Origin of the sequence: Micromonospora sp. WMMD967 (genome assembly GCF_029626165.1) — a bacterium.
GTDB lineage: Bacteria > Actinomycetota > Actinomycetes > Mycobacteriales > Micromonosporaceae > Micromonospora > Micromonospora taraxaci.
The window spans coordinates 7,291,022-7,314,964 of the sequence record NZ_JARUBK010000001.1 but is presented as its reverse complement, the minus strand read 5'-3'; the positions used below and the strand labels follow the sequence as shown (position 1 = coordinate 7,314,964).

The following is a 23,943-nucleotide window of genomic DNA, read 5'->3' as shown; positions in this document are numbered from 1 at the left end:
CTGCCCTCGGTGGCCACTCCGGTCACCGCCGAGGCGATACCGCCGGCACGCCGGGTCCGCGAACTCGCCGACCGCCGCACCGCGAGCACCAAGGTCTTCCTGCTGGCCGACGGGCGGATGCAGGCGGAGGCCAGTCGTGAGCCGGTCCACTACCGCGACAGCAAGGGTCGCTGGCAGGACATCAAGACGACAGTGTCGAGCGGTGGCACCTCGGGGTATCCGTACGCCGCCACCCAGAACGAGTTCGTCAGCAGGTTCGGCGACCGCAGTGACCGTGTGCTGTCGTACTCGACAGGCGACCACGGATTGACCCTCGGGCTGACCGGCGGCCCGCGTGCCCTGCGCCCGACGGCGAGCGGCAACCGGGTTACCTATCCGGGTGCCGTCGCCGGGGCTGACCTCGTCTACGAGGTGACGCCGTCAGCGGTGAAGGAGCAGATCGTGTTGGCCGCCCCGCCGAGCGGGCCGGCCACGTACACGTTCACGCTGGACACCGACTCGGTCCGCGCGGTGCCGCAGGCCGACGGCTCGGTGTCGTTCTTCGCCACGGACCGGCAAGGGCCGGCGCTGTTCACGATGCCTCGGCCGTACATGTACGACAGCGCCGACGACCAGGCCTCGGTGGTCGGCAAGGCGATGAGCTACCAGGTCAGCCAACGGGTCAGCCAGGAGGACGGCCGCACGCTGGTGACGGTCGCCGCTGACGACGCCTGGCTGCGCGACCCGGCCCGCAAGTACCCGGTGGTGATCGATCCGACGATCAAGGTTCAACCGACGTTGAACCAGGCCCAGGACGTGATGCTCGCCTCCGGTGGCCCCACGGAGAACTTCGACAGCACCTGGAAGCTCTCCGCCGGTGCCTCGACGGGGGGCACGTTCCGTTCCCTGACCAAGTTCGACCTGTCCAAGGTGCCGGCCAACACCGTCCTGGACTCGGCGCAGTTGCAGATGTACTTCGACCAGACCCACGGTGGCGCCGACGACGCCGCGATGGCGTTCGAGGCGCGTCGGGTGACCGCGGCGTGGAACGAGACCACCGCGACGTGGAGCAGCATGAGCGCCAAGTTCGCCGAGGTCGGGGAGAACCGGGAGCAGGTGGACGAGGCGGAAACCGCGAAGGTGTCCGCCAGCGGTGAGTGGGTGGGTGCCACGGCCACCGACCGCAGCCTGGCGAACAACGGTGCCTACCGGTACAACGCCGACGCGTCCACCGGCCAGACGTTCACCTGGGTGCCGCGCGTGACCGAGGACGGTCAGTACGAGGTGTACGTGCACTACGTGCCGGGCTCGGACCGGGCCACGAACGCGCCCTACACCGTCTACTACGACGGCGGTTCGGTGGTCAAGACGGTCAACCAGACCACCGGTTCCGGCAGCCAGAACTGGGTGTCGATCGGCACCTACGGCTTCAAGGCGGGCACCACGCACAAGGTGGTGCTCGGTGACGTGGCCAACAAGAAGGTCGTGGCCGACGCGGTGCGGCTGGTCAAGCGGGCCGAGGTGACCAAGCCACTGCACCAGACCAACGCCTGGCACAGCTACAGCGTCCGTTCGATCGTGCAGAGCTGGCTGGACAATCCCGCGACGAATTACGGCTTCATGGTCAAGGGCAAGGACGAGACCAACAAGAACGGCGGCCCACGGTACGAGTCCGGCGACTTCTCCTACGGCGGCGAGGACGACCACGGCCCGAAGCTGGTGCTGACCTGGGGTAAGCCCGGCGTCGCGCTGAACCCGGTGACCACCGTCCGGGCCACCGGCGCCGACCTGTCCTGGTCGTCGTACACCGACCCCTCGTCGTCGCCGGACGACGACCTGGTCGAGTACCAGGTGCATTCCAGCACGACGCAGAACTTCATGCCGAACGCGTCCACCCTGGTCGCCCCGATCCGACCGGGCCGCACCACGTACTCGGACACCCACGCGACGCCCACCCCGGCGAACTCGGCGAGCCAGTTCGGCGAGGCCTACTTCTACATGGTCGCCGTGCGGTTGCGCGACGGCACTGTCATCCCGGCGCAGACCCAGATGGTGCGGCTGCCCAAGGCCGGCCAGGTGATCAGGTTCTTCACCGGCGCGGACGACAACACGTTGACAAGCGCAAAGCCGGACAACAACTGGGACAAGTTGGATGCCGGCGGCGAGCTTCAGGTCGGCAACAAGGGCTCGATCTACGGCAACAGCCGAGTGGTGCTGAAGTTCCCCAACGTCACCGGGCTGCCGGCGCAGGCGAAGATCGTCAACGCGCAGGTCGGCCTGTGGGGCTGGTACACCGAGGGCGACGGCGCCGGCCAGCAGCAGTTCCAGCTCCGTGGGTTGACCCGCGACTTCAGTGAGACGACGTCGACGTGGAACAGCGCCCAGTCCGGGACGCGCTGGACCACGGCGGGCGGCGACGTGGAGTCGACGGTGCAGTCCACTGTCGGCTCGCTCAACGGTGACCCGGGCTGGGTCAACTGGGAGGCCGGTCCGCTGGTGCAGCGTTGGGTGGACAACGCGAGCAACAACAAGGGTGTGCAGATCCGGCTTGCCAACGAGGCCGGCGTGGAGCAGCGGGTGCTGTTCCTCTCCGCCGAGGCGGCCGAGCCGTCGCTGCGGCCCCGGCTGCGGGTCATCTACACGGTGCCGAACAGCGCCAGCACCTACCACGCGCCGAACACGCCGAGCCGGATGATCCCGGGCGACCAGTACCTGGTGCCGGTCACCGTCACCAACACCACGTCGTCGGTGTGGTCGCCGTCGGACTGGGTGCTGTCGTACCACTGGACGCGCCCGGACGGCACCCCTGCCACCAACGCGGGCAACCCGATCGAGACGCCGTTGCCGTCGGCGCAGGCGCCAGGCGGCGTGGTCACCATCAACGCCACCGTGAAGGCCCCCGCCGGCGGTGGTGACGGAGATCGCCGTGAGGACTACGTCCTGAAGTGGGACCTGCGTAACAAGAACTCCGGGCAGTGGTTGTCGGAGGGCACTCAGATCCAACCCCTCGACCAGGCGGTGGCCGTCGAGGACCCCACGTCCGACCAGCTCGGGCTGGAGAAGTTCTACCAGTACGCCGGCGGCAGCGCGGGCTCCGGCTCGTCGCTGATGGTCAACCAGTTCTCCGGTAACGCCGTCTTCGGCTACAACCCGCTGGCCAACCCGAGCCGAGGCGTGTCGACCTTCGTCCGGTTGACCTACAACAGTCAGGACACGTCCACCTCGTCGATGGGGTTGGGCTGGTCGTTGTCCACGTCGAGTGCCGTCCGGCTCGGGTCGCCGTTGCAGTTCCGGGGCGGGGACAGCACGTGGCCGCAGCAGGTCGCGATGACCGACGGTGACGGCACCACCCATCTGTTCAACCTGGACAAACACAACAGCGCGAACACCGCGGACTGGCGCTACGTGCAGCCCGCCGGGGTGCACCTGTACCTGCAACGCACCGGCAGCGGCGACACCAGCCAGGCGTGGACGATGACGCGACCGGACCGCAGCCAGTTCGTCTTCGACGAGCAGGGCTACCAGAGTGCCGTGCGGGACCGCAACGGCAACCAGCTCCTGTTCACCTACGAGCGGATGCAGGTCGACTACCGCAACACCGCGATGCTGCGTTACCTGACCGATCCGGAAAACCGGCGGACGTTGTCCCTGGACTACTACGCCGCGGGGGACAGCTACACCGCGTTCGTCAACGGCACGAAGCAGAGCCTGACGAACCTGCAGAACCGGCGGATCATCAACCAGCTCAAATCGATCACCGACGTGAGCGGGCGGGTGATGTCCTTCGTCTACAGCGACAGTGGACTGCTCCGGGAGGTCACCGACGGATCCGGCACCGCCGACGCCAAGCCCTTCGGCTTCGTCTACGACGAGTCGCAGGGGCCGCAGAACGCCCGCCTGACCAGGGTGGTCGACCCGCGGACGGCCGTGTCGAAGATCGCCTACAACGAGGCAGGTGACCAGTTCCTCCAGGGCAAGGTGAGCATGGTCACCGACCGGTTGCTCAAGAACACCCTGGTGGACTACCAGGACCCGGACGGCGAAGCCAGCGACGGGGTGCTCACCACGGTGACCGACCCCAAGGGTCGGACCACCGAGAGCATGATCGACGGTTTCGGTCGGGCCACCCGTATCACCAACGCCAAGAACCAGGCCACCCTCCTGGGCTGGGACGCGGACAACAACGTCTCCCGGATGGAGGAGGCGAACGGGGCGATCACCACCTGGCGGTTCGACCAGGTGACCGGCTACCCGCTGGAGATCAAGGATCCCGAGGCCAACCGGAACAACACCCCCGGCCTGCGGATGGACTACCGGTACGGGCTGGCCGGGCATACCGCCGAGCTGACCGACAAGTACTCGCCGGAGGGCCGGCACTGGAAGTTCGGGTACGACGCCGTCGGCAATCTCACCTCGGTGACCGATCCCAAGGGCACCGCCACGAGCCTCGAGGGTGACTACACCTCCAGCTACGCCTACGACACGTTCGGGCGGATGACCACGGCGACGGACGCCAACAAGCACAGCACCGTCTACGCCGACTACGACCCGGTCGGTTACCCGCGCACGATCACCAACCCGTTGACCGAGGTCACGAAGTACACGTACTCGCCGATCGGCAGCGTGCTCACCGTCACCGACCCGAAGCCGCGCACCACGACCTACACGTACGACGGCTTCGGTCGTCCGTTGACCCAGAAGGTTCCGAAGGATGCCGCGAACGGCGTGTACATCACCACCCCCGCTCCTGTGTACGACAAGAACGACAACGTCACCCAGCAGACGTCGCCGACCGGGGCGGTGACGACAGCGGTCTACGACGCGCTGGACCGGCCGAGCACTGTCACCACACCGAAGGACACTTCCAACTCCGAGGCGTCGACCACCAAGTACGAGTACGACCAGGTGGGCAACGTCATCAAGGTGACCGAGCCGAAGGGCATGCTGACCGCGGCCGACCCGTTGGACTACGCCACCGTGTACGTCTACGACGAGCTGAACCGGCCCAAGGAGGTCACCGACGCGCTCAACGGCCGACTCAGCATCGACTACGACCTGGCCGGTAACGTCCGGCAGCAGATCGACCAGCGGAAGAACGCGACGTCCGACCCCAACGACTGGTCCGCGCAGTTCACCTACGACCTGAACCGCCGGATCAAGACGACGATCGACCCGAAGGGCAACAGCACGGGCGTCGAGTACGACCGGGACGGCAACCCGACCGTCTCGATCGACCAGGACGGCAACCGGGCGCAGATGACGTACGACGAGCGCTCGGCGCTGATCGAGGAGAAGGTGCCGTACCAGTCGGTAAACGGCACGATCACCTACCGCACCACGAAGTACGAGTACGACGGGGTCGGCAACCTCAGCCGGCAGATCAGCCCGCGCGGAGTGGAGACCACCAACGATCCGGACGACTTCGCCACCGTAACGCTCTACGACGCGGTGAACCGGGTCCGAGAGGTCCAGCAACCGTACGACCGGGACGACTCGCAGTTCACCACGCCGCCGGTCACCACGTACCACTACGACACGGTCGGCAACCTGGAGCGGATTTCCGCACCGCCGTCGAACAACCAGTCGGCCCGCAACGACACCATCCAGACCTTCTTCGACAACGGCTGGCTCCGCACCTCAAAGGACGTCGGCTGGAACATCACCACCACGTACGGCTACGACGACAACGGTGCGCAGACCTCCCGGACGGTCGCCGGTGCCAGCGGCACCCCGCGCCAGATGGACTGGTCCTACTACCCGGACGGCAAGAAGAAGACCCAGTCCGACAACGGCGCCGGCTCGGGCACACCGAGCAAGAACTTCGCCTACGAGTACGACGTCAACAGCAACCTCGCCAAGATGCTGGACACCAGCACCGGGGCGGCCATCGACACCTACGCCGTGTCGTACGACATGCTCAACCGCGTCGCCAGCGTGGAAGAGAAGAAGAGTACGGCGGTCAAGAACACCACCACGTTCGCGTACGAGCCGAACGACCTTCTCAAGAAGCGCACCCACGACACGCAGATTTCCGAGTACACCTACGAGACCGAGCGGGACCTCGCCACCGAGATCAAGAACTCGACGTCGCCGACCGACCCGAAGCCGAAGTACACGCGCTACAGCTACACCAAGCGCGGGCAGACGGCGACCGAGACCAAGGGCAACGGCAACGTCGTCACCACCGACTACTTCCTCAACGGCTCGGTGCAGAGCCAGGTGGAGAAGAAGTCCGGCGGCGCGGTGGTCAACCAGCACACCTACGAGTACGCGGCCAACGGGCAGAAGTCGAAGGACGTCTCGCACAAGCAGAACGCGGACAACCGCAGCGCGTACGTCGACACGACGAGCACATTCGCCTACGACCCGCAGGACCGGATCCGTACGGTCACCAAGACCGGCAGCGGCGCGGGCACCGAGAGCTACGTGCACGACGCCAACAGCAACGTCGTCAAGCAGACCGTCAACAGCGTCACCACCGACTTCGAGTACGACAAGAACCGCCTGACGAAGGCCACCGCCAGCGTCGGTGGCGCAGCGGACTACGCATACGACCCGTATGGCCGGCTCAAGACGGTGACCTCGCTCGGAACCACGCTGGAGAGTTACACCTACGACGGCTTCGACCACGTCGTCACCAACGTCAAGAACCCGGGCAACAAGACCACGACCTACACCTACGACCCGCTGGACCGGCAGGCGACCCGCACCTACGGCGGCAAGACCACCACGTACGCGTATCTCGGGCTGACCGGCGACATTTCCGCCGAGTTGGAGGGCACCAAGGTCGTCAAGTCCTACCAGCGCGGTCCGGCCGGTGACCTGTTGTCGCAGGTGAAGACCAACACCGACGACACCCAGGAGGACTCGTACGTCGGTTACGACGGGTCCTCGGACATCGGGCAGATCACCGACGACAAGGGCGAAGGTCGGGCCACCTACGGCTACACCGCCTACGGCAAGAACGATGCTGGTCAGTTCACCGGTGTCGACAAGCCCGAGGCCGGCAACCCCGATAACCCGGACAAGACGCCGTACAACTCGTACCGGTTCCAGTCCAAGCGCTTCGACCAGTCGACCGGCGACTACGACATGGGCTTCCGGGACTATGACCCGGGAATCAACCGGTTCCTCTCCCGGGACTCGTACAACGGGGCGCTGGACGACCTGGGCCTGGCTGTCGACCCGTACACCGGCAACCGGTACGCGTTCGCCGGTGGCAACCCGATCAGCAACGTGGAGTTGGACGGTCACAACTGGCTCTCCGACGCCGTCGACGAGGTCGGTGACTTCGTGAAGGACGCGGCTTCGGCGATCGGTTCCGACGCGAAGGGTGTCGCCCAGGGCTTCGCGCAGATGGCCTACGACACCGCGGTCGGCGGCAACCCCGCGGTCGACAAGGAAACCAGTGACGCGGCCAAGAGTCGGGGTAAGGCGCGCGGTGACGCGCTGAAGAAGACGCTGAGCAACCCGGGTCAGGCCGTGAAGGACTGGTCCGACGGGTTGACCAACGACGTCAAGTCCGGTCACCCCGGTAGGGCCGCCGGCCACCTGCTGTTCGACGCGTTCAGCATCGCCGCCGGCGGCGGCGGGGGCGGCGCGGCCAAGGGCGGCGCGGCTGCGGGTGCCAAGGGCGGGGTTCGTAGCGGAGCCAGTGGCGGCGGGAAGGCCGCTTCACGGACCGGCGCCGACTGCCTGTCCAACAGCTTCGTGCCGGGCACGCTGGTGCTGATGGCCGACGGGAGTACCAAGCCCATCGAGGCAGTCGAACTTGGTGATCAGGTGCTGGCCAGCTCTCCTGAGACGGGCGAGACCGAGGCCAAGCCGGTGACCCGGCTGATCCGTGGCGAGGGTGAGCGGGACCTGGTGGACGTCACCGTCGCCGTGGGCGGCGCGGCCGAGGGCGAGACCGCCGACATCACCGCGACCGCCGGTCACCCCTTCTGGGTGGAGGACGAGCAGCGGTGGATCGAGGCCGGGCAACTGCTCGCGGGTGACCAGGTGATCAGCTCGGACGGCCGTGAGTTGTCGGTGGTGAGCACACGTCGCTGGACGGAGCACGCCACGGTCTACAACCTCACCGTCGAGGACATCCACACCTACTATGTTCTCGGTGGCACTACCCCCGTGCTGGTGCACAACTGTGGCCGCGCAACGATGGTGGCGGACGCAAGCGGAACCACAGTGCCCACTAGTGCTTCACGGCTGGAGTCAGGATTGCAGGCGGCGGTCGACGCTGGAGAGGCTGGGTTCAGCACCTTCCCCACGCGTTCGGCAGGTAGGGGCTTCCAACTACCGGACGGCAGCAGGATCCGCATCATGCAGCCGTCTGCCAACGGAAACGCGGGGCTTCGAGCCTCGTTTACCAACAGCGCCGATGCGCCGGTCAGTCCATTCACGGGCAAGCCGGTGCAGCCACCAAGGGGCGTGAGTCCGAAGCCATATGTCCGATCCCGGACGCACATCGAGTTGGGCCCATAGTGCTCCCATGGATAGCGGAAATCACGTCGTTCCTCCCGCTTACAGTGACTGGCGTCGAGGCGGATGCTGACGGCGTATGTCTGAGCGGACGGCAGTGGCGCCTACGTGTTAACACAAATTGGCGCGTGCTGGCACGTGGAGTTGACGCAACGTCTCCGCCGGTGTCAGGAGGTGAAGCGCAGGCTCTTGGCCTCGATGACCTGATCGAAGACGAGATCGTTCAGGTAGGCGCGCAGTCCCGTGATGTCGGGCTCGATCTAAGTTTGACGACCCGCGCCGGACACATCTTCGAGATAACTAGTGACTATCCGTACGGAGAGTGGATCCTCTCGGTGTGGCACCCCGACGATGAACGCCAGGTGCCCGTGTTTGATCTCGAAGGGCCTGTAGCGCCTGATTTAACGTGAGAGCGCCCAGGATCTAGGGCTAGGCCCCGGCCCTCCGCCGGTGGCGCGTCCGGCTCGTCCGACGCGCCACCGGTAGGGTCTGCTCATGGCAGACCTGCTCACCGCGGACGCGGTGCGAGAAGAGCTGGGCCGGTTGCCCGACTGGTCGGGTGACCCGACCGGCATCGGTCGCACCGCTCAGCTCGGCAGTTTCCCGGACGCCATCGCTGTGGTGGACCGGGTGGCGGCGGTGGCCGAGGAACTCGACCACCATCCCGACATCGACATCCGATGGCGGACCCTGACCTTCCGCTGTGTCACGCACTCGGCCGGTGGGGTCACCCGCCGTGACTTCGAGCTGGCCCGGCGCATTGACGACATCGTCCGGAGTGCGGCATGAGATTCGAGATCAGCAAGGTCCTGGATGCCATCGAGGGACGGGTCTGCACCGACCCGTCGCTGGCCCGAGCGGTGCTCGACCTGGCCGAGGTGATCCGCTACCAGGACATCGACGGCGGTCGGCCGGCCAGCCTGCTGCGCCTCGGCATGGTCATCGACGCCCTGTCCCGGGAGCTGGAAGAGGACAGCGTCCAGGTCTACGCGGTGGTGCACCGGGCTCTGCTCTCCGACGCCGACCTCACCTCCAACGAGCGGATGGTGGTCCGCCGCTGGGCCGACGACGGGCTCGTCGAGGTGCTCGACAACCCGGGCGACCGGATGTTGGAGGTCGCCGACCTGCTCGGGTTGCCGGTGCTCAGCCGGGTCCGCTTCGACGGGCTGCGCGGGCGGTTCCCGTGGCTGGTCGAGCAGCCCGGTCGGGTGGTGGCCCCGGTGCCGGGCGCCGGTGGGCCGGCGTTCATCGCGCACGTCGGCGGCGGCCACGCGCCGGTCGCCGGCAAGCGTTCGCCGACCGGCGCGAAGCTGCTGGCCCGGCAGTGGCGGTGCCCGGAGTCAGGCTGCGCGCTGTTCGGAGGCGGTGGCGGTGGTGGCGCGTTCGCCGACCTGGCCGGGGGTGCCGACCGCAGCCCCGCCGCGCAGCCGCCGCCCGCGCTGCGCAACGGCGTGCCGACCTGCCCCCGACATGGGGCACGCCTCGGTGACGGCGGCCCGCGTCCGCGTAGCGAGGTGCTCGCGGTGCGCGTCGGTGGCCTGGTCCGGCGGCGGTTCGTGCTGACCGAGGAGCAGCCGATCGTGGCCGGTCGGGCTCCCGAGCAGGACGGCGGGATCATGCTGGGGCAGTGGCTCAACGACGAGGCCCGGCGGTGGATCAGCCGTGGTCACGTCCAGTTCGAGCTGCGGGTCGGTGAGGTGATCGTGACCGACATCAGCACCAACGGTTCCGGCATCCGTCCGGCCGGTTCGATGACGGAGTCGGACCGCATTCCGCTGGCTCCGCAGCAGTCCCGGGTGCTCGGCGAGAACGACATGATCGAGCTGTACCCGGGCGTGCAGATCGGCCGGGCGGAGGAACTGCCCACCGGCGCCCCGTTCACCCCCACCTCGGTCATGGCCGAGGCTCCGACGATGGCGATGCGCCTACCCCGCCCCTGACGCCGCCCCCCGCATCACCCCACTCCACTCCACCCCGCGCCGCGCCGCGCCGCCCCGGCGCGGCGCGGCAAGATCCGCACATGAACAGGGAAAGTGCTGCCTCAGTTGGTGTCAAGGCAGCACTTTCCCTGTCGTTGCGCAGATCTTGGCCGGTGCGGTCCGTCAGCCGGCGAGCACCTCGGCGAGCGCGGCCACCGCCAGGTCGATCTCCTCCTCGGTGATGACCAGCGGCGGGGCGAGCCGGATCGTGGAGCCGTGGGTGTCCTTGGCGAGGATGCCGCGCTCCATCAGGCGCTCGCACGCCTGCCGACCGCTCATCAGCGCCGGGTCGATGTCCACGCCGGCCCACAGACCGCGTACGCGCACCCCGACCAGACCTTTGCCGACCAGCCCTTCCAGGCCGGCCCGCAGCCGCTCACCCAGCTCCGCCGAGCGGCGCTGGAACTCGCCGGTCGCCAGCAGCCGCACCACCTCGACGGCCACCGCGCAGGCGAGCGGGTTGCCGCCGAAGGTCGAACCGTGCTGGCCGGGCTTGAGCACGCCGAGCACGTCGGCGTTCGCGGCCACCGCGGACACCGGCACGATGCCGCCGCCGAGGGCCTTGCCGAGCAGGTACATGTCCGGCACGACGCCCTCGTGGTCACAGGCGAAGGTCGCGCCGGTACGCCCCAGACCCGACTGGATCTCGTCGGCGATGAAGAGGACGTCGCGCTCGGTGCAGACCTGTCGTACACCCGGCAGGTAGCCCTCCGGCGGCACCACCACGCCCTGCTCGCCCTGGATCGGCTCGAGCAGGACCGCGACGGTGTTCTCGTCGATCGCGGCGGCCAGGGCGTCCAGGTCGCCGTACGGCACGATCTTGAAGCCCGGGGTGTACGGCCCGAAGTCGGCGCGGGCGTCGTCGTCGGTGGAGAAGCTCACGATGGTGGTCGTACGGCCGTGGAAGTTGCCCTCGGCGACCACGATGTTGGCCTGACCGGCGGGCACGCCCTTGACCTGGTAGCCCCACTTACGGGCCACCTTGATCCCGGTCTCGACCGCCTCGGCGCCGGTGTTCATCGGCAGCACCAGGTCCTTGCCGCACAGCTCGGCCAGCTCCTGGCAGAAGTCGGCGAACTGGTCGTGGATGAACGCGCGGCTGGTCAGCGTGAGCCGGTCCAGTTGCGCGTGCGCGGCGGCGATCAGTTGCGGGTGCCGGTGGCCGAAGTTCAGCGCGGAGTAGCCGGCCAGGCAGTCCAGGTAGCGCTTGCCGTCCACGTCGGTCAGCCAGGCGCCCTCGGCGGACGAGATAACCACCGGCAGCGGGTGGTAGTTGTGCGCCGTCCAGCGCTCGGCGTCCCGGACCGCTCCCGGCGTCCGCAGCATGTCATCGATCACTTGCTTGCCTTTCCCTGACGGAGTCGCAGCGTGCAGCACTTCGGTCCGCCGCCGGCCTTACGGAGTTCGGACAGGTCGACACCGATGGTCTCGTAGCCCCGGTCACGCAGCTTGGCGGCCAGGTCGGTGGCCTGGGCCGGCAGCACCACGTGCCGGCCGTCGCTCACCGCGTTGAGGCCCAGCACCTCGGCGTCGGCCATGGTGGCGTGCACGGCGTCGGGGAAGAGCCGGCGCAGCACCGCCTGACTGCCGGGGGAGAACGCCTCCGGCAGGTACGCCACGGTCTGCTCGTCGAGCACTGTCAGCGCGGTGTCCAGGTGGTAGAAGCGCGGGTCGACGAGCTGCATGGTGATCACCGGGTAGCCGAAGACCTCCTGCAACTGGGCGTGCGAGGCGTGCGCCGTGCGGAAGCCGGTGCCGGCCAGCAGGTGGTCGCCGGCCAGCAGGACGTCGCCCTCGCCCTCGTTGACGTGCTTCGGGTCGTACATCTCGAAGCCGGCGTCCTCGAACCAGGCCCGGTAGGCGGGCGCCTCGTCGGCGCGCTGCGGGTCGCGGAACTGCACGGCCATCGCCTTGCCGTCGATCACCGTGCCGCCGTTGGCGGCGAAGACCATGTCGGGCAGGCCGGGCACCGGAGTGATCTCCTCGACGGTGTGGCCCAGGTCAAGGTACGTCTGGCGCAGCTGCTCCCACTGCCGGACGGCCAGCGCGGGGTCCACCGGCGCGGTCGGGTCCATCCAGGGGTTGATCGCGTAGTCGACGGCGAAGTACGTCGGCCGGCACATCAACAGGCGCTGGCTGGTGGCGTCCATCGTCATTGTCCTGCTCCCAGGGGTCGGGCGCGCCCGGCCACCGTGGCCCACGGGCTGGCGCCGTTGCTCAACGTTATGCGGCTTAAGCGGCAGGATCCACCACTGAGAGTTGCGCAGACCGAAGATTCGTTGCGTGTGGCTGGCTGTCTGACGCGATTCGTTGCGTTGGAGCGTGGAGGTGCCGGGCCGAGGGCCGGGGGCTGGAGCCGAGGGCCTGGGTCGGGCCGGAGGCCAGGGGCTCGTTCGGAGCCTTTGCTCTGCTGCCCTATGTGCACCACCCGGCCGGGACACGGCGCCGCGCGACGGTCGCCTGCCGGACGCGCCGTGGCGCATATGGGTATGCAGAGCAAAGGACGGTGTACGTGGTTCTCCCGGCGGCGGGGACGCACGAGATCGCCGCGCGGCGATCTGGACCGAAACCGTCTAACCTGAAAAACACTTCAGGGGCGGCGAACCGCCGCCCCTGAAAGGGTGTCTGCCCGGCCGGTGAACCACCGGGTTGTTCGGGCTGCCGGCGAACCGCCGGCGTTTGCCGGTGCATCACCGGCGAGCGGAACAGTGCCCGCTAGAAACGATCGACAAACTGTGAGTCAAGCCACTCGCGGAAGCGCTGCACCCAGTCGCCGTCGGTGGTCGGCCAGTCGAACTGCCCGGTCATCGCGAGCACCCCGATGACCACTGCGGCAAGCCCGATGAGCACGCCGAACAGGGCGTCCGTCTTGCCGGCGACGTGCCGACGGCGGGTGGCCATCAGGCCGAGCACCGCGAGCACCGCGCCGAACGCGCCGAGCCCGATGCCGTACCCGGCCAGGGTCCCGGTCAGCACGAACAGGGCACCGGCGACGGAGACGATCAGGCCGAGGGTGGCCAGCAGGCTGGCCCGCGGCTTCGGGCCGCGCGTCACCGGCGCCTCGGGCGCGGTCGGGTCGGCCGGGCGATCGGTGGTGACCCGGTCCGTGGTGTCGGTTCGCCGGGTCGTGCTGTCGAGGTCCGCGTCCCGCTCGGCGGTGCGCGTCGCGGTCGCGGCGGTGCCGCTGCGGGACTCGGTCTCGACCGGACGGGCGGTGCCGCTGCGGGACTCGGTCTCGACCGGACGGGCGGTGCTGCTCCGGGACTCGGTCTCGACCGGTCCGGTGGCGCCGCTGCGGGACTCGGTCTCGACCGGACGGGCGGGGGTCGCCCCGCTCTCCGCCGGCCGGGCGGTGGCCGCGCGGGCGACCGCGGCTCGTGCGGCGGCGCGCCGCTCGGCCTCGCCGGGCTGGTCGTCGGTCGCGGCGGCGCTGCGGTACGTCGTCTGGTCGGCGTCCCGGTCCGCGACCGCCGGACGGCCGGTGTCGCCGTCGCTGGTCCGGCCGCCGGTCACCGTCGAGTCGTCCCGGTCGGCGAGCTGGGTGTCGCGGCCGTCGATGCGACCGTCGAGGTTCTCGTCCCGCGTCGGTGCCGGCTCGGACCGGCGGGACAGCGAAGGAATCCTGACCACTACACACCTCCTGTTGAATGCGTGGTGGCCGTCGGAAGAGGGTGGCACCCACGCGGTACGACCCCTGAACTACCCCGCTGCACGTTTCCTGACACCATTTCCGGGTACGGCCGCCCGGACCGGCCCTGATCGACTCGGCTTGCGCGGAGATCGGGGCGTCGGCTCGCTCGTACAGCCCGACTTCCGTGAACACGAGTCGATCAAAGGACACCTGTCGATCAACGGGCCGACCGTCTCCGCGCGGGCAGGGGTACGGGCGCGGCGCGCAGCACCCGCAGCCCGGCCTGTTGCACGAACACCTCGCGCTTGTCCACGGCCAGGCCCTTGTCGTTCAGCACGTAGCCGGTCAGCCAGACCCATCCCTGGTACGTCGGCCGCGGATCGACGCTCACCAGGCGGAGACGCAGCTCCCGGTCGTCGGCGAACTGCACCGAGCACGCCGCGCCGATCAGCAGCAGGTCGCCGGGCTTGAGGTCGGTCATGTGGGCCAGTGCCCACGGCTGATCGGAAGGCGGTGGCGGGCCCGGCAGGGCAGTTCCGCGCCGCACCGGCACACAGTGCGCCAGCGCGCCCAACTCCACACCGGCCGGTGTCGACGGGCGAGGGTCAGCGCGGTGACCAAGAGGTATTCGTTGTACGACACGCGCATTCGTGGTGTTCCTCCCGAGGAATAGCGCGTGCCGTGCTGCGGGCGCGCTATTGCCGACGCCATTGTCGACGTCACTTCTGGGCTCCCCTGACACGTGACAGCCTGTTCCACGCTGGCCACCTTGTGCAATCTCCTGACCCGCCCTAACCTCAGCCCGGAATGACGCACGAGGAATGCAATGGAAATGCGCGCGTGGTGAAACATTCCGTGTTGCACGAGGAGGGCGGTGATGTTGCATGACGGATGAAACAAGCGGGTCGACAGTCCCTCGACGACAGCTAGGGAGGCTGCTCACGCAGCTCCGTGAGGAAGCCTCGGTGACGCTGGACGCCGCAGCGGAGGCACTGGACTGCTCGCGGCAGAAGGTCTGGCGCATCGAGAAGGGGCTGGTTCCGGTGCGGGTGGTGGACGCCCGCGCGATGTGTGCCCTCTATCGCGTGCCGGCCGCGATGGGGGAGATTGTCGCTGGCCTCGCGAAGGAGACCCGTGCCAAAGGTTGGTGGCACTCGTACGGCGATGTGGTGCCGTCGTGGTTCTCGCTCTACGTCGGCCTGGAATCGTCCGCCGCGCTGATTCGCCGATACGATTCGGAGCTGATCCCCGGCCTTCTGCAAACCCGCGAGTACGCCGCCGAACTTTTCCGCCGGAAGAATCCGACGATGACCGCCGAGGAGCGGGAGAAGTTGGTGGAGGTGCGGTTGCAGCGGCAGGGCATCCTCGTCCGCCGGCTGCCCACCGCGCCCACCCTGCGGGTCGTCCTGAGCGAGGCCGTGCTGCGGCGCACCATCCCCGACCGTCGGGCGATGACCCAGCAGTTGCGACACCTGCTGGACGTGGCCGCGCTGCCGACGGTGAGTCTGCGGGTGCTGCCGCTGGCCGCCGGTCCGCCGCTGGCCAGCGAGACCGGCACCTTCGTCCTGCTGGACTTCCCGCAGGCGTTCGGCCGGGCGTCGACCGAGCCGACCACCGTCTACCTGGAGAACATCACCGGCGCGCTGTACCTGGACAAGCCGACCGAGGTCGCCGCCTTCGAACATGTCTGGTCGGACCTGGAGACGCTCGCGTCAGGTGAGGCAGAATCAGAGAAAATGATCACTTCGATCATCGAGGAGCATCATGACTGACCTTGCCGGTGCCACCTGGCGCAAGAGCACCCGCAGCGGCGGGAGTGGCGGTGACTGCGTCGAGGTGGCCGACAACCTGCCCGGCGTCGTGGGCGTACGGGACAGCAAGGACCCGACCGGGGCCGCGCTGGTCTTCGCCACCGCCACCTGGGCCGCGTTCGTCGACGGCGTGAAGGAGCAACGCCAGCGCTGACCGCGCCGCCCTCTGCGCCTCGGGGCGGCTGGCTATCCTTGGTACCCGTGCCAGAGGGACACACGATCCACCGCCTTGCGGCCCGGCACGCCGAGCTGTTCGCCGGGGACAAGCTGCACGCCGCCAGCCCACAGGGCCGCTTCGCCGAGGGTGCGGCCCGGCTCTCCGGGACCGTTCTGGAGGGCACCGAGGCGTACGGCAAGCACCTGCTGCACCACTACGCCGGCGAGCTGACGCTGCACGTACACCTCGGGTTGTACGGCAAGTTCAGCGACGGGCCGGGAGAGCCGCCCGAGCCGGTCGGTCAGGTGCGGCTGCGGCTGGCCAGCGACCGGCACTGGCTGGACCTGCGCGGGCCCACCGCCTGCGACCTGCTCACCCCACCCGAGGTGGCCGCCCTGCGGGACCGCCTCGGGCCGGACCCGCTGCGCGGCGACGCCGACCCCGAGCGGGCGTACACCCGGATCTCCCGCAGCCCGACGCCGCTGGCCGCCCTGCTGTTGGATCAGTCGGTGGTGGCCGGCACCGGGCTCATCTTCGTGACCGAGGCGCTGTTCCGGGCCGGGCTGCCACCGAGGATGCCCGGCCGAGCACTGAGCCGCGCCGACTGGGACGCGCTCTGGGCGGACCTGGTCGGGCTGATGCGGCTCGCGGTCGCGCACGGCCGGATCGACACCGTGCGCGACGTGCACCTGCCGGAGGCGATGGGCCGGCCGGCGCGGGTGGATCGGCACGGCGGTGAGGTGTACGTCTACCGCCGCCCCGGCGCGCCCTGCCACGTCTGCGGCACCGAGGTCAGCCGCGGCGAGCTGGCCGGCCGCAACCTCTACTGGTGTCGTACCTGCCAGCCGGGCTGATCCTGCGCGGGTGATCGACGCCAGGTCGGCGATAGGGCGGTGTCGTCGACGCAGGATGACACCACCTCACCGATATGGCGTCGATCATGGTCAGCTCCGCCACCCGTCGAGCAGCCAGCGGACCACCTCGATCTGGTGCGGGAAGACGCTGTCGTCGGTTAGGCTCCAGGCCAGCGTGTGCCCGATGGTCCAGCCCCGGACCCGCTCCCGGTCCAGGTTCAGCTCGGCGGTCAGCCGGTCCAACCGGCGCCGGACTGCCCCCGGTGAGTGGCCGAGTTCCGGACCACGCACCAGCGGTACTACCGAAAACTCGCGCTCGCCGGTCAGCGGCTTCGGGTCGATCACCAGCCAGGGTTCGCGGTCGGCGGCGAGGACGTTGCCGGCGTGCAGGTCCTGGTTGACCAGCACCTGCTCGCCCTGGCTCGACACCAGGTCGGTGAGCAGGGCGAGGGCGGCGTCCAACAGCCGTCGCTCGTACGGGCGGCCGTGCGCCGCCCACCTGCGGGGCATCCGGTCGATCCAGCCGGCGGCCTCCTCGGCGAGCGGGGTGAACGGCCCGCCGGCCGGTCGCCAGAGCCGGGGCAGCAGCCCGGTCATCGCGTCCAGTGCCCGGTCGCCCGGCAGTTCGTACAACGGAGTGCCGGGTCGGCAGCGCTCCACTAGCAGGGCGCGTCGCTCCGGGTCGTGGGCGAGCAGACGGATCGCCCCGTCACCGTCCCAGTGGGTCAGCGCGTCGGCCTCGTGGCGGCTGTCCTCGTCGGGGTACTGGAGCTTGAGCACGGCCGCCGTGCCGTCGGGCAGATCGGCGGGGAGCGCCAGTGAGGCGTACGCCTGCCGGAACGGTGGGCCGAGGCGCAGCGACCACTGCTCGGCGCACTCCGCCAGCCACGTCGGGAGGGTGGCCAGCCAACTCCGGCCGGTCGCCGTTCCGCGTACCCAGTCGAGTCCTTCGGGCAGCATCATGCCGCCATCCTGCCTGGCGGTCGGATCTTGAACATGCCCCCGGACATGAAGGATCCTGTGCTGATGCGATCAGCGTCGTTCCTGCTGGACCGACTGGCGCAAGCCGGGATGCGCGATGTCGTCACGGTCGAGCCCGCCACGGGTGGGCTCGCGGCGCTCGCTGGCATAGCGACCCGCCGGGAGGCCCCGTCGGTGTTCGTGAAGGCCTTCGCCGAAGCTCCGGACGACGACGTCTTCGTGGCGGAGGCCGAAGGGCTGGCCGCGCTGCGTGAGCTGGGCGGCGTGGTGACACCCGAGGTGATCCTGGCGGACCGGGAGCTGCTCGTGTTGTCGGTGCTGCGACCGAGACCGCGCACGGAGGCCTTCTGGGAGCGGTTCGCGCACATGCTCGCCCACCTGCACCTGAGCACGACGCATCCGCGCTTCGGTTGGCACCGGGACAACTGGCTGGGCCGCCGCCGGCAGACCAACGGGTGGCACGACGACGGCTTCACGTTCTTCGCCCAGCACCGGCTGCTCCGATGGCTGGGGGAGCCCCGCGTCGAGGCGGCGCTCGACCGGGACGATCGCCTCGCGCTGGAGCGGCTCTGCCACCGGCTGCCCGACCTGCTGCCGGACCGGCCGGCATGCCTGACGCACGGCGACCTCTGGGCACAGAACGTCCTGTCCACTGCGGACGGGCAGCCCGCGTTGATCGACCCGGCGGTGTCCTACCTGTGGGCCGAGGTGGACCTCGCCCACGTGTGGTCGACAGCGCCCCCGCCAGAGGCGCAACGGTTCTTCGCGGTCTACGCGGAGCTGACCTCCCTCGATGGCGACTGGCGGGCCCGAATGCCGATCGTCCAACTGCGACAACACCTCGCCGTGCTGGCCCAGTTCGACGACGACTGGGGCGCGGCCGACCAGATCCGCGCCACGCTCGCCCCCTTCCGGACGCGACCCTGACCGGAGTACGGGCGGTCGGGGTGGCTCACCGTCCCGCCGTCGAGGACGCCGGCGACCCGCCCGGCGCGGACACGGCTGGCCGGCCCGGCGCGGACACGGATGCCCGGCCCGGCGCGGACACGGATGCCCGGCCCGGCGCGGACACGGCTGCCCGACGCGGTGTGACGCAACCGGAATTGACAGTTGACCTGCCGCCGGAGCAGGGTTGCAGAGTGACAACGATGTCAACGGACAGAGGGGGAGGAATCGTACGGATGGTCCTTCCGCCTGCGCAACCGGTACGGCCAGCCGGTTCGTGGTGTCCTGTTGACGGTTTCCCGGCGCGGACCCGGTCCGCCCGCCGATCCTGGCCGTATGTCCCTTCCCTACCCGACGGTGACCAGCTGAGATGACCGACCTGCCCCGATCCGACGCCGCCCCGACCCCCGCCCCCGCCGGGTCACCCGAACTGCCCGACCTGGACGAGTTCCTCGCCGACCAGACCCGCACACTGCTCGACACCGCCGGCCGGTCGGTCCGGCCCGAGGGCGGCTTCTGGTGGCTCACCGACGACCGCACTCCGGACCGGGGCGAACCGGTGTTCACCTGGATCACCTGCCGGATGACCCACGTGGCCGCCCTCGCCCACCGCGCCGGCGACCCGGACGCCGCCGCCCTCGTCGACCACGGTGTCGCCGCGCTCAGCACACTGCTGCGCGACGACCGGTACGGCGGCTGGTTCAGCGCTGTCGACCAGCAGGGCGCACCCGTCGACGACCGGAAGGCCGGCTACGACCACGCGTTCGTGGTGCTCGCCGCGTCCAGCGCCGCCCGCGCCGGCCGACCCGGCGCGGAGCAGTTGCTCGCCGACGCGCTGGCAGTGGTGCGGGACCGGTTCTGGGACGACGAGGTCGGTGCGGTCCGCGAGTCGTGGAACCGGGACTGGACCGTCACCGAGGACTACCGGGGCGCCAACAGCAGCATGCACATGGTCGAGGCGTTCCTCGCGGCCACCGCCGCGACCGGCGACGCGAGCTGGGCCGACCGGGCGCTGCGGATCGCCACCCACCTGGTGCACGGTGAGGCCGCGCGGCACGACTGGCGGCTCCCCGAGCACTTCACCGCCGACTGGACACCGCTGCCCGACTACAACTCCGACCAGCCCGCCGACCCGTTCCGCCCGTACGGCTCCACCATCGGCCACTGGCTCGAATGGGCCCGCCTGCTGCTGGAGCTGGAGGCTGTCCTTCCGCAGCCACCACGCTGGCTGCTCAGCGACGCCCGCGCCCTGTTCGCCGCGTCCGTACGGCGTGGATGGGCGGTCGACGGGGCCGACGGCTTCGTCTACACGATCGACTGGGACGACCGGCCGGTGGTCCGCTCCCGCATGCACTGGGTGCTCGCCGAGGCGGTCGGTGCGGCCATCACCCTGCACCGACGCACCGGGGACGAGGTCTACGCCGACTGGTACCGGGTCTTCTGGGCGTACGCCCGGCGCAACCTCATCGACGGCACCGGATGGCGGCACGAGCTGGACACGCAGAACCTGCCCTCCGACACGGTCTGGCACGGCCGACCGGACGTCTACCACGCGTACCAGGCGGTGCTGCTGTCCCGTTCGGCGGAAGGGCTCGGCGGCGCCGGCCCGCTCGCACCGGGCGAGGTGACCGCGTGATCGTGGTCGCGGGCGAGGCGTTGATCGACCTGGTGGTCACCCCCGACGGAGAACGGGCCGTGCCGGGAGGCTCCCCGGCGAACGTGGCGGTCACCCTGGCCCGGCTCGACCAGCCGGTACGACTGCTGGCCCGGCTCGGCACCGACGACTACGGCCGGCAGGTCGCCGAGCACCTGAGGACCAACCAGGTCGACCTGGAGTGGGCGGTCCGCGCCGAGGAGCCCACCTCGGTGGCGGTGGCCACGTTGAACGCCACCGGGCAGGCCAGCTACGAGTTCCGGCTGGCCGGCGCGGCGGACTGGCAGTGGGCGCCGCAGGAGCTGCCCGAGCTGGCCGGGTCGTCGGCTGTCGCGTTCCACACGGGGTCGCTCGCGCTCGCGCTGGCCCCCGGCGCGCAGGTGTTGGAGGACCTGCTCGCCCGCGAACGCCGCCGGGACGGTCTCACCCTCTCGATCGACCTCAACCTGCGGCCGAGCATCGTCACCGACCGGGAGGCGGAGCAGGCCCGGGTACGCCGGCAGGTGCCCCTCGCGCACCTGGTCAAGGCGAGTGACGAGGACCTGGCCTGGCTGTACCCGGACCGGTCGGTGGCCGACGTGATGGCCGAGTGGCGTGAGGTCGGGGTGTCCTGCGCGGTGGTGACCCGGGGTGGTGAGGGCGCCTGGCTGCTGGCCCCGAACGGCACCCTGCACGAGGCGACGGCGGTACGCACCACGGTCGTCGACACCGTCGGCGCCGGCGACTCGTTCACCGGTGGCCTGCTCGCCGCGCTGGCCGACCTCGACGCGCTCGGGGACCGACCGGCCGACCGCCTCGCCGCGGTGACCGAGCAGCAGTGGGACGCGGTGCTCCGGCAGGCTGCCACGGTGGCCGCGCTGACCTGCGGTCGCCGAGGTGCCGACCCGCCCCGCCGCGACGAGCTCAACGCCCTGCTGACCCCGCAGACCTGACGAACCCGGTCGATCATGGAGTTGTGGTGCCCCGCATCTGCCGCGGATCACCGTTAAACGACCACCACAACTCCATGATCGACCGAAGAGGGGGCGGGGACGCGGTTGGTTAGGCCAGGCCTCGGGGTCGCAGGTGGGTGGGGAGGACTGTGGTGGCGGGCGGCGAATCGTCGCCGGCTATCCGGCCGAACAGCCGCTCGGTGGCGACCCGGGCCAGCTCCCGGGTGTCGTACGCGACGACGGTCAGCGGCCGGGGCATCAGGTGGGCCAGCTCGAAGTCGTCGAAGCCGACCAGCGCCGCGTCGTTGCCCCGCCGGTGCAGCTCCTGAAGCGCACCCACCGTGAGCCGGTTGTTGGCGCAGAAGAACGCGGTGGGTGGATCCGCCAGGTCGAGCAGTTCGCCGACCGCCCGGCCGGCCTCCTCCGGCGCGATCAGCCTCTCGCGGACCAGCGACTCGTCCGGCTCGACCCCGGCGGCGTCCAACGCCGCCCGCGCCCCGGCCAACCGCTCGCGCATCGTGGGCACGCTCGGCGCACCCAGCAGGAGGCCCACCCGGCGGTGCCCCTCGTCGAGCAGCGCGCCCACCCCGGCGTGGCTGCCGCCCCGGTTGTCCAACAGCACCGCGTCGGCCTGTAGCCCCTGCGGCGGCCGGTCCAGGAACACGACGGGCATCCCCAGCTCGACCTCGCGACGCAGGAACGAATGGTCCAGGCCCGCCGGCACCACCAGGAGCCCGTCCACCCGGCGTTGGGTGAAGTCCTGGAGCAGGGCGCGTTCCCGCTCCGGGTCCTCCTCGGACGAGGCGGTGATCAGCATGGTGCCGTGGGCGGCGGCGATCTCGGCGGCGACGCTGGCGATGGTCGCGTAGAACGGGTTGGCGATCTCCTCGATGAGCAACCCGACAGTGGCGTTGAGCTGCCGGGAGCGCAGGTTGCGCGCGATGTCGTTGCGCCGGAAGCCCAGCTCGGCGATGGCGGCCAGCACCCGGCTGACCAGTTCCTGCCCCACCGGCTCGTCGTTGACCACACGGGAGACCGTCTTCAGGCTGACGTCGGCACGTCGGGCCACGTCGACCATCGTCGGGCGTCGGCGCACCGTCGGCCGGGTCGGGGTCTGGGTCACGGGGTGGTCCTCCACGGCGAACGCGGGTCAGCGGTCGAGCGCGGAGAGCGCATCGACAGCTTTTCGGGCGGCGATGAGCACCGGATCCCACACCGGCGCGTACGGCGGAGCGTAGCCCAGGTCCAGTGCCGTCATATCGTCCACCGTCATGCCGTTCCACAGTGCGACGGCAAGTGCGTCGATCCGTTTCGCCGCCTCCGACCAGCCGACGATCTGCGCGCCGAGCAGCCGACCGTTGGGACGTTCGGCGATCAGCTTCACCGTCATCGGGCGGGCGCCCGGGTAGTAGCCGGCCCGGTTGGTCGACTCGGCGATCACCGAGATGAAGTCGAAGCCGGCCGCCTCGGCCTCGCCCTCGCGCAGGCCCGTCCGGCCCACCTCCAGGTCACAGACCTTGGTCACCGCCGTGCCGATCACCCCGGCGAAGGTGGCGTACCCGCCGCCGATGTTGATCCCCGCCACCCGGCCCTGCTTGTTGGCGTGCGTGCCCAGCGGCACGTGCACGGGCATCCCGCTGACCCGGTGCAGCGTCTCCACACAGTCGCCGGCCGCCCAGATGCCGGGCATCCCCAGCACCCGCATCCGGCGGTCCACCTGGACCCCACCGGTCGTGCCGATCGGCAGCCCGGCAGCAGCGGCGAGCGCGGAGTTGGGGCGTACACCCAGGCCCAGGACCACGACGTCGGTGGGCATCGGCCCCTCGGCCGTGACCACCGCGGACACCCGGCCGTCCCGCTCTTCCAGGCCGGTCACCGGCAGGCCGGCGCGGATCGTGATGCCGAGGCCGCGCATGGCCTCGGCCACCAGCTCGCCCATGTCGGGATCCACCGTCGACATGGGCTGGGCGCCCGCCTCGACCAGGGTCACCGAGAGGCCGCGCTGGATCAGGGCCTCGGCGATCTCGACGCCGATGTAGCCGCCGCCGACCACCACGGCCCGGCGTGGTCGCGGCTCGGCGTCCAGCCACTCGCGCAGCGCCGCCCCGTCGTCCAGGGTCTGCATGCCGAACACGCCACCCGCGTCGGTGGCCGCCCACGGTGGCTTCACCGGCACCGCGCCGGTGGCGTACATCAGCTCGTCGAAGCGCTCGCGGACCTCGCCGCCGCCCTCCAGGTCCTGGGCCACCACCTCCCGGCGTTCCAGGTCGATGGTCGTGACCTCGTGCCGCATCCGTACGTCCATCGCGTATTCGGTGCGGAACGTCTGCGGATCCCGGGCGATCAGCGCCTCCGGGCCGGACACCAGGCCGCTGATCCAGTACGGGATGCCGCACGCCGAGTAGGACGTGAAGTGGCCGCGTTCGAAGACCGTGATCTCCAGGTCGTCACGGCCACGGCGGCGACGGGCCTGGGACGCCGCCGACATGCCGGCGGCGTCCCCGCCGATGACGATCAACCGTTGCGCCACGGGATCATCCTG

17 protein-coding genes are annotated in these 23,943 nt (G+C 69.9%); 10 read left to right on the top strand and 7 right to left on the bottom strand.

The features are described from left to right. Window positions 1-9: 9 nt before the first annotated feature. The 4 genes from O7631_RS32980 (at window position 10) to O7631_RS32965 (ending at window position 10,397) form a co-directional block, all read left to right on the top strand. Window positions 10-8,460: a DNRLRE domain-containing protein gene (locus O7631_RS32980; protein ID WP_278147791.1), complete on the top strand. Its 8,451-nt coding sequence runs from the start codon at window positions 10-12 to the stop codon at window positions 8,458-8,460. 161 nt (window positions 8,461-8,621) lie between these two features. Continuing rightward, window positions 8,622-8,867 carry a hypothetical protein gene (locus O7631_RS32975; protein ID WP_278147790.1) on the top strand — a complete coding sequence of 82 codons (246 nt, stop codon included), beginning with the start codon at window positions 8,622-8,624 and terminating at the stop codon, window positions 8,865-8,867. 85 nt (window positions 8,868-8,952) lie between these two features. After that, window positions 8,953-9,246: a 4a-hydroxytetrahydrobiopterin dehydratase gene (locus tag O7631_RS32970; RefSeq protein WP_278147789.1), complete on the top strand. Its 294-nt coding sequence runs from the start codon at window positions 8,953-8,955 to the stop codon at window positions 9,244-9,246. Beyond that, the gene (locus O7631_RS32965) at window positions 9,243-10,397 is read left to right on the top strand and encodes an FHA domain-containing protein (RefSeq protein ID WP_088987833.1); all 1,155 of its coding nucleotides are present in this window, start codon (window positions 9,243-9,245) and stop codon (window positions 10,395-10,397) included. Before O7631_RS32970 ends, O7631_RS32965 begins: the two co-directional genes overlap by 4 nt. A gap of 162 nt (window positions 10,398-10,559) precedes the next feature. Here the strand turns inward: O7631_RS32965 and rocD are convergent, their stop codons facing one another. The 4 genes from rocD to O7631_RS32945 form a co-directional block, all read right to left on the bottom strand. After that, on the bottom strand, window positions 10,560-11,774 hold the full coding sequence (rocD, locus tag O7631_RS32960; RefSeq protein ID WP_278147788.1) for an ornithine--oxo-acid transaminase: 1,215 nt from the start codon (window positions 11,772-11,774) through the stop codon (window positions 10,560-10,562). Beyond that, complete coding sequence (ddaH, locus tag O7631_RS32955) at window positions 11,771-12,586, bottom strand: dimethylargininase (protein ID WP_278148096.1); 816 nt, start codon at window positions 12,584-12,586, stop codon at window positions 11,771-11,773. The genes rocD and ddaH overlap by 4 nt, the downstream gene beginning before the upstream one ends. A 565-nt stretch (window positions 12,587-13,151) precedes the next feature. Beyond that, window positions 13,152-14,066, bottom strand: a complete 915-nt coding sequence (locus tag O7631_RS32950) for a DMT family transporter (protein WP_278147787.1) — start codon at window positions 14,064-14,066, stop codon at window positions 13,152-13,154. Window positions 14,067-14,284: 218 nt separating this feature from the next. Beyond that, entirely contained in the window at window positions 14,285-14,548 is a 264-nt protein-coding gene (locus O7631_RS32945; protein WP_278147786.1) for a hypothetical protein, read from the bottom strand. Between the two features lie 403 nt (window positions 14,549-14,951). On the opposite strand from O7631_RS32945, the gene O7631_RS32940 reads away from it, so the two are divergent. From O7631_RS32940 to O7631_RS32930, 3 genes are read left to right on the top strand one after another with little or no spacing between them, the layout of a single operon-like run. Further along, complete coding sequence (locus tag O7631_RS32940; RefSeq protein ID WP_278147785.1) at window positions 14,952-15,839, top strand: helix-turn-helix transcriptional regulator; 888 nt, start codon at window positions 14,952-14,954, stop codon at window positions 15,837-15,839. After that, window positions 15,832-16,032, top strand: a complete 201-nt coding sequence (locus tag O7631_RS32935; RefSeq protein WP_278147784.1) for a DUF397 domain-containing protein — start codon at window positions 15,832-15,834, stop codon at window positions 16,030-16,032. The genes O7631_RS32940 and O7631_RS32935 overlap by 8 nt, the downstream gene beginning before the upstream one ends. 47 nt (window positions 16,033-16,079) lie before the next feature. Then, entirely contained in the window at window positions 16,080-16,889 is an 810-nt protein-coding gene (locus tag O7631_RS32930; protein ID WP_088987838.1) for a DNA-formamidopyrimidine glycosylase family protein, read from the top strand. 90 nt (window positions 16,890-16,979) lie between these two features. On the opposite strand, the gene O7631_RS32925 is transcribed toward O7631_RS32930, so the two are convergent. Next, window positions 16,980-17,852, bottom strand: coding sequence for an aminoglycoside phosphotransferase family protein (locus tag O7631_RS32925; protein ID WP_278147783.1), 873 nt, complete (start codon window positions 17,850-17,852; stop codon window positions 16,980-16,982). A 63-nt stretch (window positions 17,853-17,915) separates the two neighbouring features. Here O7631_RS32925 and O7631_RS32920 point away from each other — a divergent pair, with 63 nt between their 5' ends. The 3 genes from O7631_RS32920 (at window position 17,916) to O7631_RS32910 (ending at window position 21,401) form a co-directional block, all read left to right on the top strand. Continuing rightward, window positions 17,916-18,797: a fructosamine kinase family protein gene (locus O7631_RS32920; RefSeq protein WP_278147782.1), complete on the top strand. Its 882-nt coding sequence runs from the start codon at window positions 17,916-17,918 to the stop codon at window positions 18,795-18,797. Between the two features lie 388 nt (window positions 18,798-19,185). Then, window positions 19,186-20,451, top strand: coding sequence for an AGE family epimerase/isomerase (locus tag O7631_RS32915; protein WP_347403533.1), 1,266 nt, complete (start codon window positions 19,186-19,188; stop codon window positions 20,449-20,451). Continuing rightward, entirely contained in the window at window positions 20,448-21,401 is a 954-nt protein-coding gene (locus O7631_RS32910) for a carbohydrate kinase (RefSeq protein WP_278147781.1), read from the top strand. Before O7631_RS32915 ends, O7631_RS32910 begins: the two co-directional genes overlap by 4 nt. A gap of 109 nt (window positions 21,402-21,510) precedes the next feature. Here the strand turns inward: O7631_RS32910 and O7631_RS32905 are convergent, their stop codons facing one another. Next, complete coding sequence (locus tag O7631_RS32905; protein ID WP_269683770.1) at window positions 21,511-22,479, bottom strand: LacI family DNA-binding transcriptional regulator; 969 nt, start codon at window positions 22,477-22,479, stop codon at window positions 21,511-21,513. A 72-nt stretch (window positions 22,480-22,551) separates the two neighbouring features. Beyond that, on the bottom strand, window positions 22,552-23,931 hold the full coding sequence (locus O7631_RS32900; protein WP_278147780.1) for an FAD-dependent oxidoreductase: 1,380 nt from the start codon (window positions 23,929-23,931) through the stop codon (window positions 22,552-22,554). Window positions 23,932-23,943: the final 12 nt, after the last annotated feature.